The sequence below is a fragment of the uncultured Sphaerochaeta sp. genome (genome assembly GCF_963676625.2).
Classification (GTDB): Bacteria; Spirochaetota; Spirochaetia; order Sphaerochaetales; family Sphaerochaetaceae; genus Sphaerochaeta.
The window spans coordinates 30,903-55,933 of record NZ_CAXXYB010000003.1 but is presented as its reverse complement, the minus strand read 5'-3'; the positions used below and the strand labels follow the sequence as shown (position 1 = coordinate 55,933).

The following is a 25,031-nucleotide window of genomic DNA, read 5'->3' as shown; positions in this document are numbered from 1 at the left end:
ACCGGTAGACCATACTAACGTATCAACACACTGTGTTGCAAGTGTATACTATAAAAAAGGCAACCTATTTAAATATAGGTTGCCTCAAACTGGGAAGGAGGGATTCGAACCCCCGCATGCCGGCACCAAAAACCAGAGCCTTAACCGCTTGGCTACTTCCCAACGAACGATTCGACAGTATACGATAATTCAGCCTTTGTCTAGCGGTTATCGCTCTTCATTTGAAAGAACCACAGTATCTTCCTCATTAGCATAGGCATCCATAACCACTTTTTGCAGGTGATCACGGAAATCGCTACTGATAGGATGAGCAACATCCTTGAATTCACCATTGGCTAATTGACGGCTAGGCATAGCAATAAAATCGCCATCCTTTCCCTCGATAATCTTGATATTATGAACAACAAACTGATTGTCAAAAGTAACAGTTACATAGGCCTTTAGTTTTCCAACTTGATTAACTTTTCGAACACGTACTTCTGAGATGTCCACTTCAACCTCCAAAATGCAAGCAATCCCCATTCAGAGGAAAGCTTAATGCATCAATGCCGTAAGCCACATACGAACAGCAGAACCATAGCAACGATCAATTTTCTCTTTCAGGTTCAGGACCATATCCTTGTTTTCACTGACGAAAAACCAACATGCGCCACTTCCCGTCAAATCACCAAACCCTTCAAAGTCTACCGAAAGAGAATTCAATTCATCATAAAATTCAGTATATCGCGTTACGGACAAGAAATCATTATAAAATATCAATTTCCAATTCTGGCACTTTTCCGGCAAAGCCGAAAGCACCCTGGACAATGATTGACCATCAGGTACATACGTTGCATCCCTTCCCTCGTCGATTGCCCTATACGCTTCAGCTGTAGAGATGGCAAACTGGGTAGGCATCACAAGCAATACACTCTTTGAAGGGATATCCAAAGGTTCGATTAATTCCCCTTTACCCCTCACCAAGGCTGAATCACAGCCAGAAAGAAAAAACGAAACATCACTGCCAACACTTCTTCCAATGGCAAACAGTGTCTTGGAATCCAAGGCCTTAGGTCCCGCCAGCTCTTGTAAAACCATCAAAATAGTTGCGGCATCACTAGACCCGCCACCGAGTCCCGCCTTGACCGGTATAAATTTCTGGCAATCAACCACGAGAGACAACGGGACTCCACTCTGTTCAAACCAAAGCATTGCTGCCTTCGAGATACTATCTGATCCAGCCTTGCAATATTGTTCAAGCCCCCTGACTTCAATGGAAAAAGTAGGGCTCGCTTCCCAAGTCACCTTAAGCAAATCCCAGAATTCGATTTTCGTAAAAATCGATTCCAAGGCATGATACCCTGTAGCATCAGGCAACCCTACGGCAAGGTGTAAATTAATCTTTGCATAGGCCTTACGAAAAAGTTCTCTCTCCATTAGTTTATGGTAACAAACCACTGCAATATTGTCCAGTAAGATAACTGGTAAATATAGTCTATCAGTAGTATTTCATTAAGTATACTACACCCAGAGTTGATATAATGCCAAAAAACTCTACCACAAACCAATGTCAATTAATCTTGATTCTGTTTTTTCAGCCCATCCTTTATTTGCCATTGGGTTTCCAGGACTAGGATGGAGGATGGAATTGATGGAAAACCCTCTCTTTTGGGATTCAGCAATCTTTTCCAATTTTGCCTTGGCATAGTTTCCGATCCCTATCAAATAGGTAGGTTCCAAGATTGCCACCAGATCAAATAAATAACTATCGCAAATGGTTTCCAAGGCAAATCGTTCAATTTTTGGTAACTTATCAGGAGTTATGTTCTTTCCCGTAGGTCCCCTATCCATGAATACCAAGGGGCAATAATTCAATACGGCAATCTGGGAAAAACAACGCTCGGCACTCCCGTAATGATCGGAAAACAGGGACCACAAGCGCTTTCCACTAATCTCGCTTCGTTGAATGTCCATTCCCAGTATCGGTCGCTTGGGATGCTCAAAGGAAGGTTTTCCAACATTCCCTTCAATTTTCAGAAATGAACGAACCGCATTTATCTCTCCAAAAGGGATACCTGTCTGAGCCATTCCAAAAGGACCTGGATTCATTCCCAGAAATATTGCCTCAACCGGATGGCCCTGATAACGAAGGATATACTGCTCATGCAATTCCCAGGCATAATCCAGTGGATCATACACTATATAATCCTGGGAAAAACGCAAAGATTCCACTTGTGATCGTAATAACAGTGTACGGTTCCGTACCTTTTCTGCAAAATCCAACACATTCTCCTCCACTAGTCAGACAACCCAATATTAATTTATCATAGAAACACCATGACACAAAACGACCTTCCCCTCAAGGGAATTATTTTCGACAAGGACGGAACCCTCTTTGATTATGCCCAAGTCTGGGGAGAAGTACTCGTCGAATCAATTAGCGAGGCTTTCATCACTCTTGGCAAACCAGAAAAGGAATCAGCAAAAATTGCCATGCTACGCATGCTTGGAATAGACCATGAGGGAAAAGTCATTCCAAAAGGTCTTGTATTCACCCATAAAAAAGTAACAATAATTCTTAGATTCATACTTTTTTGTCTCAGATATAGAATAAATGCCCTTAAAGCCTTCAAGGCCTACCAAGACAATGTACGAAACAGTGAACCTCTTATCAAGGAAAAACTCAATACCATGGATTTTTCCATTCAACAAGAGTTATTCAGGTTGCTTAAGCAAAAAGAGTATCATATTGGGATCATCACGAGCGACACGACTTCCTCAACCCACCTGTTTCTCTCCATGATGGGACTCAAGGATCAAATTGACTTCATAAGTGCAAGAGACAGCGGATATAAAAGAAAACCAAATGCAGACTCTTTTCAGGTTTTTTGCTCCTTGTTCGGCTTGGACAACAGACAGGTTGCGGTGGTCGGCGATACAGGAACTGACATGAAGTTCGCAAAGAACTGCAAAGCTGGTTATCGCATCGCCCTGTTAAGCGGAAGCAATAATAAAAAATTACTCGAAAAGAAAAGTGATGTGCTCTATGATGACATTTCAGGACTTTTAACTGATAAAAGGTTATTCTTATCAGTATAGTATATATGTACTATATAACTAATCTTCATCTTTAAAACAAATTATAATTTCATTGACAATTTATGCCCTTTCTGTAAAAATCAAATGCGTTTACAGCGTTCAGCGTGAATAGTAGTTTTCTATCATGCTGATTCAAGGAGAATTTGAAGATGGAACACTCATGGGATGCACTTGAGAAATTCAGGGGTTCTTTTTTTAATGGACAATGGCCAACTATATTGGAAATGTTCATGATTAGCTTGAAGCAATTCCCCCAAAGGAACTGTTTTACTGTTTTTACTCCTGAACGGCAAACGCTTACCTACCAAGAGGTGTATGACCATTTTTCAAGGATCGGTTCCTATCTCATACAAGAGGGAGTCCGTAAAGGTGACAAGGTAGTCATCAATGGGAAAAATTCACCCCAATGGGCCATTGCCTATCTTGCTGCCATTTATACAGGTGCAATAGTGGTCCCCTTGGACAACCAGATGCATAATGATAGGGTTTCTACCCTCAGTACTTTCTGCGAAGCTTCGTTTTTCTTTGGGGATAGCTCAGTCATCGATGTTTTGCCTGCAGATACTCCTTGGATAACGAATCTCAAGGGAATGGCCACTCTTCTAGGCACAAGTACCCGTTGCCCCTCCATCCATGATGTCAAGGCGACAAAAGAGCAACCACCGGTTTCTTGCTCCTGTGAAGACGATGCGGCAATCCTCTTTACAAGTGGAACGACAGGAAACGAAAAAGGTGCAATACTTACCCATACCAATATCATCAGTGATGTGTATCAGGCTTGTGACAATATTTTCCTTCATTTGACGGAAGAGGACGTATTATACGCCCTTTTACCTCTCCATCATTCCTATTGCTGCACGGCTGTACTCCTCGAAAGCATACGACATGGTGCAGAGTGCGTATTTGGCCATGAAATTGCAGTATCAAAAATGGTTGTTGATCTTACGAGAGGCAAGGTTACCATCTTCATGGGCATCCCCCTTCTTTACAACAAAGTTCTTGCGGGGATGATGAAACAAGTAAAGAAAAAGGGTCCTCTCATAAATGGACTTGTTCATTCGATGATGTTCCTGAACGGAATCCTGAAAAAATACTTTCATCTGAATCCATTCAGAAAAATATTCAACAAACTGCTCCTCAGCAAAATTGGCCTGGATCACAACCGTATCCTCATTTGTGGAGCAGGCCCACTTTCCCCGAAAGTATTCAAGCAATACCAGCAGTTGGGATTGGATTTCATACAAGGGTACGGATTGACCGAAACAAGTCCTATACTCACCCTCAACCCCATCAGTCATTTTAAAATTGATTCCGTTGGCATGTGTTTCCCCCTTGTTGACATGAAGATAGCAAGCCCTAATGAAAAGGGAGTCGGGGAAATTCTGGTCAAGGGTCCCAATGTCACAAGAGGATATTACAAGGACAAGGAACATACAAAAGAGCTCTTCACCGAAGATGGGTACCTCAAGACTGGTGATATTGGGCGTCTCGACAAGGAAAAGTACCTGTATCTTATGGGAAGAGCAAAAAACCTCATTGTCACTGAGGGAGGAAAAAACGTATATCCTGAGGAGATCGAAGATTTATTCCAGTTGTATACCCAAGTCGAACAGATTTTGATTCGTGGCTATCAAGAAAAGAGAAACATTCCGGCAGAATGCATCGAAGCAGTCATCTATCCCAATGCAGAATATTTTACAAACAAGGAAGAAGACATACAAAGGAACCTTGAGGATGTAATCAAGGAAGTCAACCAGAAACTTTCCGGTTATAAAAAGATTACAAAATTGACAATCTTGAAAAAGCCGATGGCCATGACCAGCACCCAAAAGATACAAAGGGGAAAAGTCAAGTCCTGAAAATTGTGCATAGACTTTCGGGGGGGTACAATGATAGTATATGACCCATGAAAACCGTTATTTTAAATGCATTGATCGTCCCGATGACCTCCCCTGGTCTCTATTTCAAGGGCGATATAGGAATTGAAGGAAAGAAAATCGTTTTTGTGGGAAAGATTCCCCATACTTTTATCGCAGATACCACCATTGATGGCTCATCGTTCATCGCCATGCCTGCCTTGGTCAATGCCCATACTCACCTGAGCATGGGCCTTATGCGAAATTATAAGGATTTTGCGCCAAATCTTCAGGCTTGGCTCAATGAGATTTTCCCCATTGAATCCAAACTCAACGATTCTGACATACTTGCAGCTTCACGTCTGGGAGTCATTGAATCGATTGAAAGTGGAATAACCACCTTCAATGATATGTATTTTTCAAACTGGGCAACAGCTCAGGCCGTAAATGAAGGCAAAATACGTGCTTGCCTGGGTTTGACCCTATTTGGGGATCTTCAGGATTCAAAAACCAGAATGAAGGAGAATCCGGGAAAAGTCAAAAACCAGGTCGAGGCTTCCCAGGGAAGAATTCAACTTACAGTTGCACCCCATGCAATCTATACCTGCTCCGCAGACACATACAAATACGCACATGACTGGGCAAAAGACAATCAAATGCTCTTGCATACCCATTTAGCTGAAACCAAGATAGAATTCGACCAAAGCTTGGCGAATTTTGGAAAGACCCCTGTACAATACCTGCATTCACTGGGAGTTCTTTCCGATATCAAGAGTCTGCTTGCCCATTGCGTATATCTTACCGATGATGATATCACGATCCTTTCTGAATTTGATACTTCCATTGCCCATAACCCCTCGAGCAATTGCAAGCTTGCAAGTGGAATTGCTCCTATCGGCACCTATAGGAAACGCGGTATCAATGTCAGCTTGGGAACCGATGGTTCAAGTAGCAACAACAACCAGAATATGTTCGAGGAAATGCATATCGCGTCACTGCTAAGTACGGTTTCCAGTGGAGATTTTACCAATATGAGTCCCTATCAGGTGTTGGAAATGGCTACCAGCCATGGAGCCAAGGCCTTGGGGCTGGAGACAAAAATTGGAACCTTGGAAGTAGACAAAGAAGCAGATATTTTACTTATTGATACAAACAAAAGCCATCTTACCCCGCTCAATGACCCTTTTAGTGCCCTAGTGTTTTCTTGCCAGGCTGCAGATATAGATTCCGTATTCTGCCAAGGAAATCTTATCATGAAAAACAGAAAGGTACTTGGCTTCGATTTTGATGAAACGATTACACAAACGAAGGCCTGCTGGGCTGATATTCTTTCACGCTAGAGGAGCGAAAAAATGGACGAAACCTTCATTACTTTGGAATATAAAAATGACAAACTCTTGTTGATTGATCAACGAGTTCTGCCTACCACCTTTGCAATCTTCACCTGCAATACATACAAGGATGTCGAATTCGCAATTCGGGATATGGTAGTAAGAGGTGCTCCTGCCATCGGGGCTACGGCAGCCTACGGAGTGTATATGGCGGCCAGAGAGTTTGCCGAGATGGTTGATTTCGAGAATAAATTCAAGGCAGCTTGTGCATTCCTCGCCCTTGCGCGCCCTACCGCAGTAAATTTGAAATGGGCAATCGATCGCATGATCCATACCTATGAAAAAGCAAAAGACCTCCCTAGGGAACAATTGCTTGCACTTCTTAAAAAAGATGCCGACGACATTAGAAGCGAAGATATTGCAACAAACAAGGAAATGGGAAGAATCGGTAACGCTGTCGTCCCTCCCAATGCCACCATATTGACACATTGCAACACAGGAGCACTGGCAACTGCGGGCTGGGGAACTGCCCTGGGTGTAATTAAGACTGCTTTTTATGACAACAAGAACATCTTCGTCTATGCTGATGAGACAAGACCACGGTTCCAAGGGTCTCGTCTTACCGCTTGGGAGTTGATGCAAGCCAAGATACCTTCGAAGCTTATTCCAGATAGTGCTGCTGCAACGTTGATCAGGGATGGCAAGATAGATCTTGTCATTCTTGGAGGAGACCGGGTAGCCGCAAACGGGGATGTAGCGAACAAATTGGGAACCTTTGCTCTTTCTGTCATTTGCAAGGAATATGGAGTCCCCTTCTATAGCGTAGTACCGGTCTCTACCATCGATTTCTCAATAGCAAGCGGGCAAGAAATCCCTATTGAAGAACGTTCAAAGGAAGAAGTAACCCATCCGGGAGGAGTACAGGTTGCCCCCGATGGCATGGATGTCTACAACCCTTGCTTCGATGTTACACCACACCAAAACATCACCGGTATCATAACGGAAAGAGGTATTATAAGACCTCCCTACAAAGTGAATATCGAACGACTGAGAAAAGGCGAATCCTTACTATAGAAAAGTACGATGGCTGGTTTTCCAGCCATCTTTTTTTGACCTTTTTTTACTATTTTTGATATTGACATCATTTTAGGATATTCTCAAACACTTGCCTTCTATTTGCGCATCACCGCAAAATTCTTAATTTTTCTTTTATATTTAGCAATCCATCAATATTATCAACCCATTTTTATGTTTTACATAAATACTGTACCTAAAGTATGAAAAACATTATCATTCCTTCATAATTTTGTATAATCATACATTTTTATAGAAAAAAGAAGGAAAGAGGAGTTTTTTATGCATGAGGTAACCAAAAAGGTTTTGGATCATGTCACCCAAGTCGATCCTGGTCAGATTGAATTCATTCAGGCAGTCACATCATTCATGAATTCAATCGATAAATTGATCGATGATGTACCACAGATTGTATATCATAAGATCCTGGACAGAATTGTTGAACCTGAACGGGTTGTAATGTTCAGGGTTCCCTGGTTTGATGACCACGGTCAAATGCAACTTAACCGTGGTTTTCGAGTCCAAATGAACAGTGCGATTGGTCCTTACAAGGGAGGACTCAGGTTCCACTCATCAGTCAACCTTTCCATTCTAAAATTCCTGGCCTTCGAGCAGACGTTCAAAAACAGCCTGACAGGACTACCCATGGGGGGTGGAAAAGGTGGTAGTGATTTCAATCCGAAAGGAAAGAGCGACGGGGAGGTCATGCGCTTTTGTCAGAGTTTCATGACTGAACTGAGTCGCCACATCGGCGAGGATACCGATGTTCCTGCAGGAGACATCGGTGTTGGGGGAAGGGAAATCGGCTATTTATTTGGCCAGTACAAACGCATGAACAACAAGTTTGTAGGCATCTTGACAGGAAAGGGTATGTCTTTCGGGGGCTCCTTTATCAGGCCAGAAGCTACTGGGTATGGACTGGTTTATCTTTGCGCGGCCATGCTCGAAGCAAAGGGGAAAAGTCTTGAAGGAAAAACCTGCCTTGTCAGCGGCAGCGGAAACGTTGCCCAATATACCGTTGAAAAACTCAACCAAATGGGTGCAAAGATCATTTCCCTGAGCGATTCAAGCGGAGTATTGATTGATCCCTCCGGAATTGACTTGAAAAAACTGGACTATGTAAAAACCTTGAAGAATGTACGCAGGGGACGTATCGCCGAATATGCCCAACAGTATAAGGAAGCAACCTATATTCCCCATAATGGACAAAGGGAATCCAATCCACTTTGGGAAGTCAAGGCGGACTATGCCTTTCCCTCAGCTACCCAGAATGAAATCAATGCCAAGGATGCAAGAAACCTTGTAGCCAATGGGATACAACTTATTGGGGAAGGATCGAATATGCCCACAACCTTGGAAGCTGATGAGATTTTTGGGGATGCAGGAGTCCTGCAGGCTCCATCCAAGGCAGCAAACGCCGGAGGGGTGGCCGTTTCTGGCTTGGAAATGTGCCAGAACAGTGGACGAATTCAATGGTCGGCAAATATGGTCGACCAACAATTGCAGGGTATCATGAAAAACATCTATACCTCGATTGACACTGCGGCGGAAAAATACAGCACCAAGGACAATTTCATCGATGGTGCCAATATTGCCGGTTTCTTGAAGGTTTCCGATGCCATGATTGCCCAAGGATATGTCTAGACACACATCTTTCATTTTTCGAACCAAGCAGGCTCAGGCCTGCTTGTCTTTTTATCCAAGGTCTCTTTTCTGACAAACAGGCCTACAATACTAATGAAATATTTATATATTATAATATTCTCTTTATAACACTTTATAGTATATTATTTAGTAATTTTTACAGTTTATTAATCATTTTTTCCAATTTAAATCTTTTTAATATTCATTCTTTAAAGTTATTTGCAACATATAGCAATATATACTTTACATTTTTTTTACCAATTGTTATCGTAATCATATAACCCAACCAGGTTCAAGGAGTCAAAGACGATGGCAAGAATCATAGGAAGTCCCAGTCGCTATATCCAGCAATGTGGGGCATTTACACAGCTGGCTGCATTTACAGCTCCACTCGGGAAGAAATTACTTATCCTCATCTCGGCAAATGGCAAGAATCGAGTTGGACAAGCTATAGAAGAAAGTACAAAAGACACTGATACATCCATTACTTGGGTCACTTTCAATGGTGAATGTTCAAAAGCCGAAATAGCCAGGATACAAGCAATTGTCAAGGAAAAAGGATCCCAAGTAATAGTGGGAATCGGAGGAGGCAAGATCCTCGACACAGCAAAGGCTGTTGCCCATTATGAAACACTTCCGGTTGTCATAGCTCCTACAGCTGCTTCCACTGACGCACCTTGCAGTGCCTTGTCGGTATTGTACACAGAAGAAGGAGTTTTCGAGGAATATCTCTTCCTTCCATCTAATCCGAATATAGTTTTTATGGATAGCGATGTCATTGCCGCGGCTCCGGCCAGGCTTCTGATAAGTGGCATGGGCGATGCCTTGGCTACTTATTTTGAAGCAAGGGCCTGCAATGCTGCCAATGCAAAGAACTGCTTCGGCGGTAATGTATCGATCACCGCCATGGCACTTGCAAGGCTCTGCTATGATACACTGCTTGCTGATGGTCCCAAGGCAGTCATAGCTATGCAGAACCACATATGCACCCCTGCCGTAGAAAACATCATTGAAGCCAACACCTACCTTTCAGGCGTTGGCTTTGAAAGTGGAGGCCTTGCCGCGGCACATGCAATACACAATGGTTTCACGGCAATCGAGGAAACCCATAAGATGTATCATGGAGAGAAGGTTGCCTTCGGCACCATAGCTCAACTTGTACTGGAGAATGTCCCTACCAAGGAATTGGAGGAAGTCATCGGTTTCTGTCTTGAAGTCGGGCTCCCCGTTTGCCTGGAAGATCTGGGAATCAAGGAAATCAAGAAAGAACAACTGATGGAAGTCGCAACCCTTGCTTGCAGCGTGAATGACACCCTTCACAATATGCCCTTCCCTGTCTCCCCCAAAACCGTATATGCAGCCATCATGGCAGCTGATGCCTTTGGCCATTATTACAAGGATGAATGCGATTGCGAGTGTGATTGCTAGTATTTTACCCTATTGAAAACATGTATAAAGAGGTTGTTTCAAAGTCATGATACAGATCTGACATTGGAACAGCCTCCTTTTATATACCGTATTTGGCAGACACAATATTTACAGATTAAAATATGATAAGGTCAGGTTCTTCAAAGCCTGAAATTACCATAGCTTCGCTTACATGAATTTCAAAGATGTCCAGTCTATCCCCTATAGCCGCGATTGTTTCATCATAACCGGGAATTGCAGATATGAATAAATGTGCTACATCGTCAATGGTATGCTTGCTTTTTTGCACAGTGGCTTTGATCGAGCGAACATGAGGATGCCCTCAGTTGGAACAGATGTAAATGCTATTATATTGTTTCGGGCGAACTCCCTTACCTTACGATTATCGCGATCAGATGCAAAATACAAAATATCAGGCTTCTCCGGATTAAAACAAAAGTTGACAATCCTAACGTTTGGGATATTTTCTGTTGCTGTTGCCAACGCTATTTTGTTAGTGCTTGCCAATACCTCTTGATACTTATTAATGCCATTCATTCAAAGGACCTCCTGTCTATTTGTTTTTATTGTATCACTTATTGTTGCCAGCATTATGGCAACAATATAAAATAAATAAAAAAAAGAAAGGCTGTTACCGTATGAAAATTGACAGACTCGTAAGTATTATCATGGTCCTATTGGAGAAAGAAAGAATTGGAGCGCAAGCGTTATCCGAAATGTTTGAAGTTTCGCTTCGGACGATCTATCGGGATATAGAAACAATCAATCTATCAGGCATACCAATCCGTTCTACTCCGGGCTGGGGTGGAGGTTTTGAAATACTGAGCGAATACAAGGTTGATAGAACAGTTTTTTCCAGCTCTGATCTTGCAACAATACTTATGGGACTTGGCAGTATTTCAACGATGCTGACTGGTGAAGAAATTGTGAATACTCTCGCCAAAGTCAAAAGTATCATCCCTACTGAACAGGCAAAAGAAATAGAATTAAAATCAAGTCAGATTAGTATTGATTTATCGCCATGGAGAGGTAATGCAAATATTCATACATATCTGGGACTAATAAAAACTGCATTGCAAAAGCAAAGATTGTTGTCATTCAATTATTCAGACCGTTATAACAATATCAGCACACGAACAATCGAACCGTATCAACTTGTACTGAAGGATAATCATTGGTACATTCATGGCTATTGCCTTGAAAAGCAAGACTTCCGTTTATTCAAGCTGTCTCGCATCTCCAACCTTGAAATGTTGACGGATAGATTTATACAAAAGGATTTTAACAAACAGCTTTCCGAATTTTCGGACACAATGACACAAAAGCAAAAGAATATAAAACTGCGTATTCATAAATCCATTATGGACAGGGTACTGGAATATTGCAGTTATGACCATTTTTCGCAAGATAGCAACGAGCATTATATCGTTGAATTTCCTTTTATTGATGATGAATTTGGTTACAATATTGTTTTTGGATTTGGAGATAAATGTGAGTGTTTGGCACCTGAAAATATTAGAGCAGGAATTAAACAACGAGTACAAAATATGTCTGATATATACGCAAATGAATTTTAACACGTAAATTGCATCAAGTGCAGGATCCTTTGTTTTCGCTAACCAGCAAGCAGTATAAGGGTTTTGACACTTGCACATTTTTTAAAAAGCTCTCTTCGGACAACGCTTGAAAATTGCTTTGCACTTCATCGCGATTCTTCTCGTTCCTATCTGATCATTACTTGTTGTCAATGAACTGGTTGCAGAATCCCCGGAAGAAGAACTTCTGGGCTTACGGATACACCGTTGTAAAAAAGGAAGTATGCCTAGAGGTTTGAGTACTTTTTCAACGGATTGTTTTTTATTGAACGATTTTCAAAAAACTCCTTTTAGGAATTTAACTATGCGATATGAGGATTTTACAGTATTATATAAACAAGGAGTTAACCATGAAAGAGCAACAATTCTATATCTGTAAGCATTGTGGAAACATTGTCGCAAAAGTAGAGGACCATGGTCCTGCGATTTCTTGCTGTGGTGAAGAAATGATCCTGATTGAAGCCAATACAGTTGATGCGGCAAAAGAAAAACATTTGCCTGCCGTAACTGTTGAAGGAGATAAAATTATCGTCAATGTAGGTTCTGTAGACCATCCAATGACAAAGGAACACCATATCAGCTGGGTATATCTCCAGACAGAACATGGTGGACAAAGAAAGAACCTTGCCATTGATGGCAAACCTCATGTAACGTTTACTGTTGACAGTGATAAGCCAGTTGCCGTATATGCGTATTGCAACTTGCATGGACTTTGGGAAACGAAACTTTAATCCTTGATCAAGGCTTCAACCAACTGGGCCTCATAACCCAGTAATTCTGGATCGCTGATATTCCTCGCTTTGCGGGGAATATTTATTTTTAGAAGCATCTCCGGTTTTTCGCTCTTTCCCAGACAGCAGATCCCATCGCCTACCAGAACAGCTTCCATAGGATCATGGGTAACAAAAATTGTCGTGCGAGGACTTTCATTCCATAGGGCAACAAAAGAATTAAGCAAATTATACCGTAGTTTGATATCCAGGCTCTGAAAAGGCTCATCCATAAGGACAAGATGGGAAGGATGGGCAAAGGAACGGGCAATGGCAACCCTCTGACGCATTCCTCCGGATAACTGACTGGGATAATACCCGATATACTCATGCAACCCTACCAAGTCCAGATAATGCATGGCTAATGAAGCTCTCTCACTTGCATGAGGATAGGCCGAATGAAGAGCTAGCTCCACATTTGAGAATACCGTACATTGAGGCAAGAGACGCGGCTCCTGAAACAAATAACTTACAGACCCAACCTCGGTAGCCTCTTTCAGTACTTCTCCCTCATCAGGAAGCAGAAGTCCTGAGGCCATTTGCAATAAAGTGGTTTTTCCCTTACCGGAAGGACCTACAATGGCCATGATCGTATTGGGCTTTATATCCAAGGAAAAATGGTTGAATACACAATTTTCCCCATAATTCTTCGTTACTTCCCTATATCGCATGGCAACCTCCGAACATCCTGGTATTTCTTCAATTTCCCCAGCAGGATTACCAAACCATCAAAGGCAATATCACCCAAGGCTGTCAGTAAAATTGCAATCAAAGTCCAGGAAAGTACATTCTCTGTTTCAAGTTGGACTTGGGCCAAGTGCATCTGGGCTCCAACGCCATAGCGAGGGACAGTCAGTACCTCGGCAGCAATGACTACTTTCCACACCATTGAAAGAGTGGTACGAGCTCCGGTGACGAAGGAAGGAACCAAGGAGGGAATAACAAAGTAGCGAATCTTCAAGGATGGAGAGAAGTCATAGAGATCGCACATTTGCTCCAAATTCTTGTCCATATGCAAGAAACCTTGCTCGATTTGGACAAACATCACCGGAAATCCCATGAGGAAGGCTGAAAAAAGGGGAACGACCCCGCTGCTGAACCAGATAAATGCCAGCAGTATGATACTCATGACAGGAACAGCTTTCAAAACAGTCACCACAGGTTTGGCAACCATGGAAAAAAAAGGGCTTCTTCCTGCAAGAATGCCAAGAACCGTTGCACTGATCAATATAATAAAAAAACTCTCCAAGGCCCTTGCTACGGTATACCCAACATGCAAGGGAAATGGAGAGGCTTTTGCCAAAGTGAACAAGGCAGAGACGACTGGACCAACTTCGGGAAGCAAAATCTGGCTATCAAGCACCATCGCTCCCAATTGCCATACCAATAGCAAAACCAAGGAGGTACAAAATACAACCAGATGTCGCTTCGTCCGATAGTTCATCGGCTACCTACTACAGATATAGGTCGTCAGAAGGCATGGAACCTCCTATGGAAGCAGGACTGAAGGAATACAGGGATTTGAAATATGCCTGCACCTGCGGTTTTGCTTCCTGTGAAGAAACATAGACCAGATTACAATAGGGAATGGCCGGAGTAGCCAAGGCAGCCTTCATGATTCCGATCTTCTCAATAGCCTGCCCTGCTTCTGCAGGATTGGCATTTACCCATGCAACCGAAGCCTTGTAGGCGTCAAGTATTGACTGGGTGGCAAGTGGGTAAGCCTGGACAAATTTGTCAGTCACGACAAACACGGACATCGGGTAATTATCGACACCCGCAACCTTGGAATACAATTCCTGAATATCAGCAACAATTTTAATCTTGGGATTCTTGGCCATTACCATCGAAACAAAAGGCTGGGGCAGCATTGCAAGGGAAATCTTTCCGGCGATAAGCATCTGGGCTATCTGGATGGGAGAAGCAACAGAATAATCAAGGACTACATCCTTTCCTGCCTCAAGCCCCGCCTTCATGAGCAGAAGTTTTGCAAGTTGATCAGGGGTACTCCCGACATCAGGTATATTCACACTCTTCCCCAACAAACCAGTATAGTCAGACACGGAGCCATCACTGCAAAGAACGCTGAGCATCCCATTACCGACAACTGCGGCAATCTTGACCTTGACACCCTTGTTATACATGTTTGCGGCAACATTGGTTGGAAGACAGGCAAAATCAAGCTCGCCATTGGCTAGACGGGCAATGACTTCATTGGGAGAAGGATAAACTGTCAGGTTTGCCACGACAGAATCATTTATCTTGCCTTCGTCAAAAGAAAGAGCTACGGAAGAAAATCCTGTCGGACCTGCCATTACCGCAATATTTGCCTGTACAGGCTCATTTGCAAGACGCTGCTCATACATAGGTTGGGCACTGGCTACCGTCAAGGCAACCAATGCAATAGTTAAGAACCCTACTACTTTTTTCATTACTCAACTCCCTTTTGCTTACTATCGAATTATTTTATGATAATTCGGTAATAGCGTTTCTTTCCGGCCCTGAGGAGCAACTCATCATGCTCATCAAGGTAGGAACTATCGACAAGGGCTTTCACGTCCTCAATCTTAACATCGTTTATCCAGGCCCCACCACCTTGAACCAATCGTCTTGCATCACTGTTGGTTGCGGCCAAGTCAGTGCTTGCAAACAGCTCAAGTACGGGAACACCCTTCTCAAGTTCAGACCGAAGCATCTCTCTTGAAGGCATACCGTCACGGCTCTCTACACTATGAGCTGTCCCACCAAACATCGCAGTGGCAGCAGTGCGGGCCTTTTCGGCCTCTTCTTCGCCATGGATGATTTTAGTCTGCTCATAGGCAAGTCTTTCTTTCGCCTCGTTGATATTGACCCCTGCTTTCTCATATCCAGCAATTTCCTCGAGAGGAAGGAAGGTAAAAAGCTTAAGGAATCGTATTACATCCGCATCATTTACGTTACGCCAGTATTGATAGAAGTCGTAAGGGGAAAAGAGCGTTGGATCAAGGAAAACCGCACCCTTTTCGCTCTTGCCCATCTTGTGTCCATCAGCTCGGGTGATCAGGTTGAAGGTAAGGCCATAGCACTCGGCCCCTTCGACCTTTCGGATCAACTCAATTCCTGCAACAATATTTCCCCATTGGTCGTCCCCTCCAATCTGGAGACGACAACCTTCGTTTCTATACAGAGTCAAGAAGTCAAAGGATTGCAACAACTGATAATTGAACTCAATGAACGAAAGACCTCTTTCAAGCCGTTGTTTATACGACTCAAACGTAAGCATACGGTTTACCGAGAAATGACGACCGATATCCCGAAGGAAATCAATATAATTCAGGGAAGAAAGCCAATCGGCATTATTGCGCATCACAGCTTTTCCCATACCATCTTCAGGATTCTCACTGAAATCGAGTACAGTACCGAGCTGGGCCTTCAGGGAAATACAGTTCTGGGCAACCTGCTCTGGGGTGAGCATCTTTCTCAGCTCAGTCTTTCCTGAAGGATCCCCGATCATTGCAGTACCACCACCAACCAACGCAACCGGATTATGACCAGCCAACTGAAGATGATGCATGGCAAAAAAAGGAACCATATGACCTATATGAAGAGATTTCCCTGTAGGGTCGACTCCGGCATAAAACGATACTTTCTCTTTGTCCATGAGGTCACTGAGTGCTTCAAGATCAGTACATTGCTTGACAAAGCCCCGATCGACCAAGGTTTGGAGAGCCTGATTCATTCTAATTCCCCCTAGATACGTTTGTAATCTTTCGTTGCCTGATTGATGGCGGCAACAAGATCAGTGATAGCTACGCGTTGCTGTTCCATGGAATCACGGAAACGTAACGTTACGGTATTGTCCTTGAGCGTATCATAGTCAACAGTCACGCAATAAGGAGTTCCGATCTCGTCCATTCTGCGATATCGTCGTCCGATTGCACCGCTTTGGTCAAAGAAAGTCGAGAAATCTTCACGCAACTGGTGCTCAAGGGTATTGGCAAACTCACCGATGCCATCTTTTTTCACCAAGGGCAAAACAGCAACAGTTATAGGAGCAAGCCGTGGATGGAAATGGAGCACTGTGCGGATATCGCCACCTTCCAGTTCCTGTTCATCATACGCATCGCTGAGAGCCATCAAGACATTTCTGGTCAAACCAGCGGAAGTCTCTACGACATAGGGGATGAATCGCTCATTGGTTTCCGGATCGAGGTAATTCATCTCCTTGCCACTGAAAGTCTGGTGCTGGGTAAGATCATAGTCGGTTCTGCTGTGCACGCCTTCCAACTCCTGCCACCCCATGGGGAAGAGGAACTGGATATCATAGGCATCCTTTGCATAGAAAGCAAGTTCATCAGGACCGTGCTGGTGCCAGCGCAGGTTTTCCATCTTTATTCCCATCTTGCCATAGAAAGCCATTCTTTGTTCCCTCCAATAGGGGAACCATTCTTCATCGGTACCAGGTTTGCAGAACCATTGCATCTCCATCTGTTCAAATTCACATGAACGGAAAATGAAGTTTTTGGTAGTAATCTCATTACGAAAGGATTTTCCGATCTGGGCAATACCAAAGGGAATCTTCACCCTGCTCGACTGCACGACATTCTTGAAGTCGACATAGATGCCCTGGGCCGTCTCGGGACGGAGATACAGCGTGGAGCCTGCGTCGGCATTGGCGCCGATATGGGTTGAGAACATTAAATTGAAATTCCGGGGTTCAGTAAAACTACCCTTGGCACCACAGGTAGGACAGGCACCATTGAGATCAATCTGATCTGCCCTGAAACGAGCCTTGCATTGCTTGCAATCGACCATTGGGTCAGTGAAGTTCGAAACGTGACCGCTCGCTTCCCATACCCGGGGGTGCATAAGGATGGAGGCATCGAGACCGACAATACCGTCATGGAGCTGGGTCATTTCCTTCCACCAGAAATCACGGATATTATTCTTCAGCTGGACACCAAGCGGACCGTAATCATAAGCACCGTTCAAGCCACCATAAATCTCGCTTGACTGGAAAATAAAACCACGACGCTTACATAGGGATACAATCTTGTCCATTGTCACTTCTGCCATCTTACCGTACCTCACTTTTCAGTATTGCCAATGCATTTTCAATTCTTGCAAACGTTTTGTCCTGCCCAAGCAGGTGGATTGAATCAAACAAAGGAAGGCTCACCGAACTACCGGTGATGGCCACCCTGATAGGCATAAACACACCATTGACCTTGATTTCCAGCAGACCTGCCAAATCGGCTATCTCTGTCTCGAGGATAGTATCTTCCCTTCCCTCTTCAAGGCCACTTCGAAGAAGCGCATAGGCCTGATCCAAAGCTTTGTAGGTCGTGGGAATATCCACCCCTTTACCACAGAAAACCTGGGCTCCGGCATAAACCGGCTCCTCAAACAAGAACCGTGACAAATCCACGACATCAGAAAGAACTTTCAATCGTTCCTTCACTACGGGAACCAAGGTTGCCAGCAATTGTGCATGGCTATCGTCCAACGGCAAGGTTACAAAGCCCGCTTTCTCCAAATAAGGCAATAATAGAGGTAAAAGCTCTGCATCACTCTTTTGCCTGATATATTGGCCATTGAACCAGTCAAGTTTCTTGTAGTCAAATATTCCGGGAGCCTTATTTATCTTCTCCAGACAAAAGACCTGTTCCAATTCTTCCTTGCTAAAGAATTCCCGCTGTCCATCATAGGACCATCCAACCAGACTGACATAGTTCATGAGAGCTTCGGGTAGATACCCTTTCTCCCTGAAATCCCGAACAGAGGTCGAACCATGCCGCTTGGAAAGCTTCTGGCCATCCTTGCCCATTACCATCGGAAGATGGCAATACACAGGAGGATCCCAACCAAACGCTTCATAGAGCAAAATATGCAAGGGCGCTGAAGGAATCCATTCCTGGGCCCTCATGATATGGGTAATGCCCATCAAGTGGTCATCAATTACATTTGCAAGATGATAGGTAGGAAACCCATCGCTTTTAAGCAAGATTGGATCAGGACTTACGTCCCTGTTTCTGCGGGTTATATCGCCCATCAGGACATCATGGAACGTAGTCTTGCCTTCCATGGGTACCTTGAGACGAATGACCGGCCTAATACCTTGCTTTATATATTCAGCACGTTGCTCATCGGTAAGATTGCGACAATGTCGGTCATAACCTTGCTGTTCGCTCTTTGACACTTGTTGCTCATTACGTACTTGCTCAAGTCTTTCACTGGAACAAAAACAGTAATAGGCTTTCCCATCGGCAACCAACTGTTCGGCATATTTTCGATATAGCTCAAACCGTTCGCTCTGGACATATGGACCACAAGGGCCACCTACCACAGGACCTTCGTCCCAGGCAATGCCCAACCAGGAAAGTGTATCATACAAATCCTGGAGAGACTCGTCGCTATACCGATCTCTGTCGGTATCCTCAACACGCAAAATGAACTTTCCCCCGTTTGCTCGGGCAAAGAAATAATTGAACAAAGCCGTCCTAACACCACCGATATGTTGCAAACCGGTTGGGGAAGGGGCATAACGAACTCGGACTTCCATCAGGATTTACTCCTCTCAATGGTACTGTTGTACCGTAAAAACAGGATTATAGCAACAACGGAGTATCTGGCTTGAAGAGGTTTTGGCAATCATATATTCTAGAAAAAATGAAAACCAAACCAACCTCTTCCCTGTTACTGACCTTTATATTGGTATTTCTGACTTGTACCATTATGTCGTGCACAAGAATCACTCCTTACCAAGGAAAGAACTCTCCTTTTGCAGAGGACCTGACGACCATTGTAAACACACTCGAAGCAAAACATCCCAACCCCTATTCCCAAATCAACAGACAAGAGTTCAGGGCCTTGGCTACCTCGTTGGGTGATACCTACAGTGAAACAGACAGCGCAACGCAATACTTTGCAATGCGAAGCCTCCTTTCAAAACTAGGAGATAGCCACACCAATATCGGGATGTCACAAAAACTACAGGAAAACCTGGAAATTTTCCCGGTAGGTTTTTCCAGATTTGACGGACATTATTATCTTGGTGCCATCGATAAAACCAACGAAGCTCATCTCGGAGAGGAAATTGCTTCCATAAATGGCTACCCTATGGAAAAGATTGAAACAGAGCTTTCCCTTCTCGTAAGTCATGACAACGAGGCTTGGCTTTATAAATCGGTCGTAAATCTCATGAATCTTCCCTTGGCACTTATTTTTGCAGGTCTTGCGAAACAAGGAGAACCGCTTTTGCTGAAAACAAAGGAAGGCACCAATCTTTCCGTACAAGCAATTTTAAGCAAAGACCTTCAAAAGGATAGCTTTGCGACCCTGAAATCACAAAACGTGCCCTTAACCTACCCCGATGGAAAAGCGTATCGATATTTCTCAATCGACAAGAACACCCTGTTTGTGCAATATAACTCCTGCACCGATGACAAGGATTATCCAATCAAGCAATTCATCGCTGAGGTCACAAACTTTCTCAAAACAGAGAAACCTGCCAACGTATTATTTGACCTACGGTTCAATGGTGGAGGGAACTCGGCACTGTTGGAACCACTGATAGATACAATTGCCACACTTCAGAAAAAACAAACCTGCAATCTGTATGTACTCATTGCAGGAGGCACCTTTTCTTCGGCCCTCATGAATGCCGTCCAATTCAAGCAAAGGACTGATTGCACCCTTGTAGGAACACCCACCGGCGGAAGCGTGAATCATTTTGGGGAGTTGAAGACTAAAAAACTCGAAAACAGTGGCAATACCCTCTATTATTCTACAAGGCACTTTGTCATGGATAAAAAATTGAAGGGTTCACTCCAACCAGACATCCTGATCGAGCAAACCCTTGCAGATTATATAACAGGAAAAGATTCAGTCGTTGCTTCACTCACCCACTAGCCAATCTACAACAGCTTTCATCGCCTCATCCTGTGCTGCCTTGTCTTTATCATAGGGGAGCAAATGAGTTGCTGTAGGAATATGAAGATGCTTGTTCTTGCCGAGAGGCTTTTGCACAACCAACAGAGAAGCTTCCTGAGGAATGGCATTATCCAGACCGCCACTTACTGAGAGCGTGTCAGCTTTCAAGTGTTCGATACAGGCGACGGCTTGTCTTCTCACTCGTTCAAGCTCCCATACACCCGAGGGGAACGTGAAGGACCAATACTCACTTCCAAGAAAAGCATCATCATCCTCATCACCCTCGTAGTAGAAACTATACAAGGGATCTCTCTTCCATTCCTTTTTCATTCTTTTTACAAAATGGCGGAGAAATCGCACCTGCAATACAGGAAGGGACGGAATGACAAGCGCCGGGGCAAGAAGAGCCAATCGTTTGGCATCAAAGGCATCAGCGAGGATAGTTGCGATAGCCCCTCCCATGGAATGGCCTACAAGATACACTTGCCCGTACATATCCTTCAATTGGGAATAGGCATCGTACGCGGTACCAATCCAATCCTCTGCCTTACTTTTCAGAAAGTCCTCGCCGGTCGTCCCATGTCCGGGATATCGAACGGCATAGACGTCAAAGCCGACTTCATAGAGGTCTCTGCCTGGCCTTACCAGCTCTCCTGGATATCCCGTATAGCCATGGCAGCAAAGCACAGCTTTTGCAGCTTTCGTCTTGTGTACCATCTTCCAGGGACGTGCACACTTACGAACGGAACCTTTGTCCTGATAATGATTTTTTGTCCAATCAGGAACCTCATAGTTTATCGACATACTTCATCGCTCCTTACCAAGGCTGCTTAAGCAGATTCAGCAAATCAATCCTGCTACGCACCTTTGTCTTGGAAAAAATATTGGCCACATGATTATTTACCGTATTTGCACTGATGCTCAGTTCGCTGGCAATCTCTTTGTTTGTCAAACCCTTGCTGATAAGTTGTATGATTCCGAACTCCCGTTCAGTAATGTGATAGGATTCAAGATCCAAAAGAGTCAAGTCCTTATGTGCATGGAGTATTTCTCTATTTTTCCCGATAAATTCCATAAATAAAAATGTCAGGATGGTTATGGAAAAGGCCAAAAAATAAATACCATACATCAAGGGCTTGATCGGTGGATAGAATAGGGACAATATAATGGCAGGCAACATCGTCGCACTGACAATGATAGTTGCAATGCAGGTAGCCCGTGCACGTTTATCCTCGACGGAATTGAGATTTTTCAACATGACGATCAAACAGAACCCCACGACAAATACGAATATCAAAATCGCGATATCAGAGAGGATCTTCAGTGCAAAAATGGAATTGAGCACTCCACAGGTAAAATATACGGCAGCCAGGCAAAAGAACAGGGCTTTATAAGGATTTCTCCAAGGCTGGGCTATCACCCACGTAGTAAAATACGGAATAAACACCGTCAAGAAGGTTACATCTGCTATGATTACGCCCCCGATGACATAACCAACAACCATGGATGCCGTACCTGAAAGAAAGAGTTGCGAGATAAGTTGCAAGGCCAAGAGCATCATGCATCCCAAAAGGGATGCATGGCACACAATAAAATACTTGGTCCAAGTATGAGGACTTTGAATACAATATACGATTGCCAAGGCCAAGGTCATGCAACCCAAGGCAAAAGCAAGCATATAGATAAGAAGCGTTACACCATTCACACTTTCCTCAGCTTTTTTTCATGCCGAGTTGCTTTTGGTTATGAGTAAGATCGGCAAGTCCGCAAACATCGGTTATATCGTTGAATAAGGTTATAAGGTTGGTAGCCGCCAAACCAAGCTTACCTTCAACCAGACTGTTATAATCGCTCGCGTTGACTGCAGCCTTGGCTTTGTAGGGATAGAGCTTCAGATGCAAGTTCAAGCCATCGGTCAATAAATAGTTGGCATCATCCGAAAATCCTCCCAAAGGACTGACCAAAGCCTTGTTGATAACACTGGCATCAGAGACAAATCCCCGAGGAGATTGCAAATGCAGCAGATACCACAGGGGGAATGAAGGATTTGTCCAAGCAAGCTTGACCTTCTTCTTGGTGGCAAACGGAATCAACTCCTTTACCTGAGTAGGTGAAATTTCCAGGTTGGAGAGGCCAAAAAGCACCCATACACTGGAGAAATTACCACTGTTTCGCATATGAGAGGCAATGGTAATCAAATTTGAAAGATCCTTGAAGGTTTCAACCCATTGCACGGTCATGTTGGAAAATCGACAATCCTTACGCATTTGCGAGAAATAGAGGGCCTCTGCTTCCGTTGCAGTTACGATGAGGATAGTCCTGCGCGGCTCGTCCTTGATTCTTTTTCGTGCCATGGTCAGACCTCCTTGTCCTTGTCTTCGTCAACGAAGCAAAATTCCGAAAGAATAGGCAGGGCTCCGAAGGATCCATTCATATACTGTGATTGTGTACGATCCTTGCTTCGTGAATATTTAAAGTTCGCCAAACTGAAATAGACCGTAGCGCTTTCACTATCCTTTTCGGCGAAATAAACACCATCACGTCTCAATAGTCCTGGACGCAAAAGAGAAGGATTGCAGTCAACGGCTAGCATCTGGGAACCATACCCCGTATTGCAGCTTTCAAAGATTTCCACGATATGGGCAAGAACATATGGATGCAAGAGCATTCCAAAATCATCAATTACCAACGTACGTGGCTTGATAAAACTTTCAAAGAAAGCAACTCCCATGAGACACAGACGCCTGAGACTCAAACTTTCCAAAGAGAAAAAAGATGCATAATGCTGGGTTACATTGGTATGAACAAAAATCAATCTGTCATCTTTTATCCGGATATCACGAATATCGGTGATATCGACACTCCAAAGGAAATTGATAAGTTGGGTCACCCACTGGGGATGCTCACTCAATTGCTGAATCAGGTATTTCTCTGAAACATTGGAGACTCCCATCGGCAACAAATGCAACGATTGTTCGATCCAAGTATAGAGGGGACCAGTGGTCTCACTTCCTTTGTTCCGGGAAGCGGCCAGATAGGTGTGTTTTTCGTCAACTTTATGTACGAGACGCTTTTTCTCACCTCGATACATTTTGCCCCAACGATATTTATAGGTGAGTTCACCTACTTCCCCAAGCAATGGAGCTTCCTCAAGTTTACGTTCAAACATCAGCTTCTTGGATCTGCCCAAAATATAATAGAGGGATTCCTCATGTATCTTCTCCCGATCCGCAACCAAGGTATACTGGGCAATCTCGGCATCCTTGAGCTCATCACCCCGATCAAGCAAGACCCTGATGATTATCGTAGCAGGTTGGCCCTTCGTTTCAGAATAGGCAAACGAAGTACCGGCAAGCATCAACAATGGATTCTCGGTACCCTCGGGAGCAAGCACGACACCTTTCAAAACTTCAAGAGCTCTGACAAACGTGCTTTTTCCTGCACCATTAGGCCCCACAATCGCAGCAGTCTTTATCAACCTTAACTTGGCGTTGACTTCGACCACCTTTGATTCAGAAAACCTATTGTCCTTGATAGCCTCAAACGAAATTGTTTGGGGGGACTTCACGGACTTGAAGTTCGCAATGGTCATATCCAGTAGCATAAGCCACCTCCTTAATCACCCCCATGGGGTAAATATCCATACTCTATATCAAAGACCCATTTGTTCCATTTTTCGGTACACCAAAGGCCAATTTCCCAGAGCTTCCATCAATCGAATCGGAAGGGTTTCATCCCCATGATTATCCGTAGCAATCAAATCAACAAGACCTGCTTGCAAATACGGCAAGGCCTTACCACTCTCCACTGCCTCAACGTTCACTTGAATCAGGCAACCAAGTTTCTGAAACTGTGCAATCACCGGGTCTTCGGGAGTAAGCCATACATATCGTTCAATATGCGCTATGATCAAGGTATAACCAGAATTGGCAAGCACTCCAAGTCTTGGCAAAAGATTGCCAGGAGGAAGACTAAGACCAAATTCCACTAAAAAAAACCGGCGATCAATGGCAATACCCTTCAAAACTTCCTGGGTCCCTACAAACAATTCACTTCCAAGATAGGTTTTCATACCCTTTTCGCTTGCAAGAGCGGAAGCCCATTGAAACGTATCTCTTATCATGGCAATGTTTGTCGTAACATAGGGGTTGTAAACATGTGGGGTAAAGGCAATGGAATTCACCCCACTTTCCTGATACAAACCCAGCATTCGCTCAAAACTTTCCCGCGGAACATAACCATCATCGATTGCAGGCAACAGATGACAATGCAAGTCACAAATTCCCATTGTGCATAACTCCTACCTGAGATTATATCCAGAATAGTCAAATAGGGGAAGAAAAA

Annotated in this window: 23 protein-coding genes, 1 tRNA gene and 1 pseudogene; 9 read left to right on the top strand and 16 right to left on the bottom strand. The window is 43.8% G+C overall.

Annotated features, from left to right (window positions below):
- Positions 1-89 precede the first annotated feature (89 nt).
- The 4 genes from ACHZBG_RS03040 to ACHZBG_RS03025 all read right to left on the bottom strand — a co-directional run bounded on the left by ACHZBG_RS03040 (position 90) and on the right by ACHZBG_RS03025 (position 2,265).
- Positions 90-162 (bottom strand) — tRNA-Gln (locus tag ACHZBG_RS03040).
- 45 nt (positions 163-207) lie between these two features.
- Positions 208-492, bottom strand: a complete 285-nt coding sequence (spoVG, locus tag ACHZBG_RS03035; RefSeq protein ID WP_320127970.1) for a septation regulator SpoVG — start codon at positions 490-492, stop codon at positions 208-210.
- A gap of 42 nt (positions 493-534) precedes the next feature.
- Complete coding sequence (locus tag ACHZBG_RS03030) at positions 535-1,416, bottom strand: hypothetical protein (protein WP_320127969.1); 882 nt, start codon at positions 1,414-1,416, stop codon at positions 535-537.
- Between the two features lie 117 nt (positions 1,417-1,533).
- Positions 1,534-2,265 (bottom strand): uracil-DNA glycosylase family protein, encoded by a 732-nt coding sequence (locus tag ACHZBG_RS03025; protein ID WP_320127968.1) that lies wholly within the window; start codon positions 2,263-2,265, stop codon positions 1,534-1,536.
- A gap of 51 nt (positions 2,266-2,316) precedes the next feature.
- Here ACHZBG_RS03025 and ACHZBG_RS03020 point away from each other — a divergent pair, with 51 nt between their 5' ends.
- From ACHZBG_RS03020 to ACHZBG_RS02995, 6 genes are all read left to right on the top strand, one after another.
- Positions 2,317-3,078 carry an HAD-IA family hydrolase gene (locus ACHZBG_RS03020; protein ID WP_320127967.1) on the top strand — a complete coding sequence of 254 codons (762 nt, stop codon included), beginning with the start codon at positions 2,317-2,319 and terminating at the stop codon, positions 3,076-3,078.
- Positions 3,079-3,227: 149 nt separating this feature from the next.
- Complete coding sequence (locus tag ACHZBG_RS03015) at positions 3,228-4,937, top strand: AMP-binding protein (RefSeq protein ID WP_320127966.1); 1,710 nt, start codon at positions 3,228-3,230, stop codon at positions 4,935-4,937.
- A gap of 47 nt (positions 4,938-4,984) precedes the next feature.
- Entirely contained in the window at positions 4,985-6,274 is a 1,290-nt protein-coding gene (locus tag ACHZBG_RS03010; protein ID WP_320127965.1) for an amidohydrolase, read from the top strand.
- A gap of 12 nt (positions 6,275-6,286) precedes the next feature.
- Positions 6,287-7,339: an S-methyl-5-thioribose-1-phosphate isomerase gene (gene mtnA / locus ACHZBG_RS03005; protein WP_320127964.1), complete on the top strand. Its 1,053-nt coding sequence runs from the start codon at positions 6,287-6,289 to the stop codon at positions 7,337-7,339.
- 282 nt (positions 7,340-7,621) lie between these two features.
- Positions 7,622-8,983 carry an NADP-specific glutamate dehydrogenase gene (gdhA, locus tag ACHZBG_RS03000; RefSeq protein WP_320127963.1) on the top strand — a complete coding sequence of 454 codons (1,362 nt, stop codon included), beginning with the start codon at positions 7,622-7,624 and terminating at the stop codon, positions 8,981-8,983.
- Positions 8,984-9,292: 309 nt separating this feature from the next.
- A complete protein-coding gene (locus ACHZBG_RS02995; protein WP_320127962.1) occupies positions 9,293-10,411 on the top strand; it encodes a glycerol dehydrogenase in 1,119 nt (372 codons plus the stop codon).
- Between the two features lie 115 nt (positions 10,412-10,526).
- Here ACHZBG_RS02995 and ACHZBG_RS02990 read toward each other — a convergent pair.
- Positions 10,527-10,948 (bottom strand): annotated as a pseudogene (locus tag ACHZBG_RS02990) (pyridoxamine 5'-phosphate oxidase family protein).
- 101 nt (positions 10,949-11,049) lie between these two features.
- Between ACHZBG_RS02990 and ACHZBG_RS02985 the strand changes: the two are divergent.
- Together ACHZBG_RS02985 and ACHZBG_RS02980 are read left to right on the top strand one after the other, a co-directional pair.
- Entirely contained in the window at positions 11,050-11,988 is a 939-nt protein-coding gene (locus ACHZBG_RS02985) for a YafY family protein (RefSeq protein WP_320127960.1), read from the top strand.
- A 368-nt stretch (positions 11,989-12,356) separates the two neighbouring features.
- Positions 12,357-12,737, top strand: a complete 381-nt coding sequence (locus ACHZBG_RS02980; protein WP_320127959.1) for a desulfoferrodoxin family protein — start codon at positions 12,357-12,359, stop codon at positions 12,735-12,737.
- On the opposite strand, the gene ACHZBG_RS02975 is transcribed toward ACHZBG_RS02980, so the two are convergent.
- The 6 genes from ACHZBG_RS02975 to gltX are packed head-to-tail and all read right to left on the bottom strand — an operon-like array spanning position 12,734 to position 19,317.
- Positions 12,734-13,447, bottom strand: coding sequence for an ABC transporter ATP-binding protein (locus ACHZBG_RS02975; protein WP_320127958.1), 714 nt, complete (start codon positions 13,445-13,447; stop codon positions 12,734-12,736). The two genes, ACHZBG_RS02980 and ACHZBG_RS02975, sit on opposite strands and share 4 nt — an antisense overlap.
- Entirely contained in the window at positions 13,429-14,220 is a 792-nt protein-coding gene (locus ACHZBG_RS02970) for an ABC transporter permease subunit (RefSeq protein ID WP_320127957.1), read from the bottom strand. The genes ACHZBG_RS02975 and ACHZBG_RS02970 overlap by 19 nt, the downstream gene beginning before the upstream one ends.
- Positions 14,221-14,230: 10 nt before the next feature.
- Positions 14,231-15,208, bottom strand: a complete 978-nt coding sequence (locus ACHZBG_RS02965) for an ABC transporter substrate-binding protein (RefSeq protein WP_320127956.1) — start codon at positions 15,206-15,208, stop codon at positions 14,231-14,233.
- Positions 15,209-15,237: 29 nt separating this feature from the next.
- The gene (gene tyrS / locus ACHZBG_RS02960; RefSeq protein WP_320127955.1) at positions 15,238-16,494 is read right to left on the bottom strand and encodes a tyrosine--tRNA ligase; all 1,257 of its coding nucleotides are present in this window, start codon (positions 16,492-16,494) and stop codon (positions 15,238-15,240) included.
- A gap of 11 nt (positions 16,495-16,505) precedes the next feature.
- Positions 16,506-17,831 (bottom strand): glycine--tRNA ligase, encoded by a 1,326-nt coding sequence (locus ACHZBG_RS02955; RefSeq protein WP_320127954.1) that lies wholly within the window; start codon positions 17,829-17,831, stop codon positions 16,506-16,508.
- A 1-nt stretch (position 17,832) separates the two neighbouring features.
- Positions 17,833-19,317, bottom strand: a complete 1,485-nt coding sequence (gene gltX / locus ACHZBG_RS02950) for a glutamate--tRNA ligase (protein ID WP_320127953.1) — start codon at positions 19,315-19,317, stop codon at positions 17,833-17,835.
- A gap of 107 nt (positions 19,318-19,424) precedes the next feature.
- On the opposite strand from gltX, the gene ACHZBG_RS02945 reads away from it, so the two are divergent.
- A complete protein-coding gene (locus tag ACHZBG_RS02945; RefSeq protein WP_320127952.1) occupies positions 19,425-20,666 on the top strand; it encodes a hypothetical protein in 1,242 nt (413 codons plus the stop codon).
- Here ACHZBG_RS02945 and ACHZBG_RS02940 read toward each other — a convergent pair.
- From ACHZBG_RS02940 to ACHZBG_RS02920, 5 genes are read right to left on the bottom strand one after another with little or no spacing between them, the layout of a single operon-like run.
- Positions 20,652-21,491: an alpha/beta fold hydrolase gene (locus ACHZBG_RS02940; RefSeq protein ID WP_320127951.1), complete on the bottom strand. Its 840-nt coding sequence runs from the start codon at positions 21,489-21,491 to the stop codon at positions 20,652-20,654. The two genes, ACHZBG_RS02945 and ACHZBG_RS02940, sit on opposite strands and share 15 nt — an antisense overlap.
- Positions 21,492-21,504: 13 nt before the next feature.
- Entirely contained in the window at positions 21,505-22,392 is an 888-nt protein-coding gene (locus ACHZBG_RS02935) for a helix-turn-helix transcriptional regulator (protein ID WP_320127950.1), read from the bottom strand.
- Positions 22,393-22,399: 7 nt separating this feature from the next.
- A complete protein-coding gene (locus ACHZBG_RS02930) occupies positions 22,400-23,041 on the bottom strand; it encodes an RloB domain-containing protein (protein ID WP_320127949.1) in 642 nt (213 codons plus the stop codon).
- Positions 23,042-23,043: 2 nt separating this feature from the next.
- The gene (locus ACHZBG_RS02925) at positions 23,044-24,291 is read right to left on the bottom strand and encodes an AAA family ATPase (RefSeq protein ID WP_320127948.1); all 1,248 of its coding nucleotides are present in this window, start codon (positions 24,289-24,291) and stop codon (positions 23,044-23,046) included.
- A gap of 48 nt (positions 24,292-24,339) precedes the next feature.
- Positions 24,340-24,975, bottom strand: coding sequence for a CpsB/CapC family capsule biosynthesis tyrosine phosphatase (locus tag ACHZBG_RS02920; protein WP_320127947.1), 636 nt, complete (start codon positions 24,973-24,975; stop codon positions 24,340-24,342).
- Positions 24,976-25,031 lie beyond the last annotated feature (56 nt).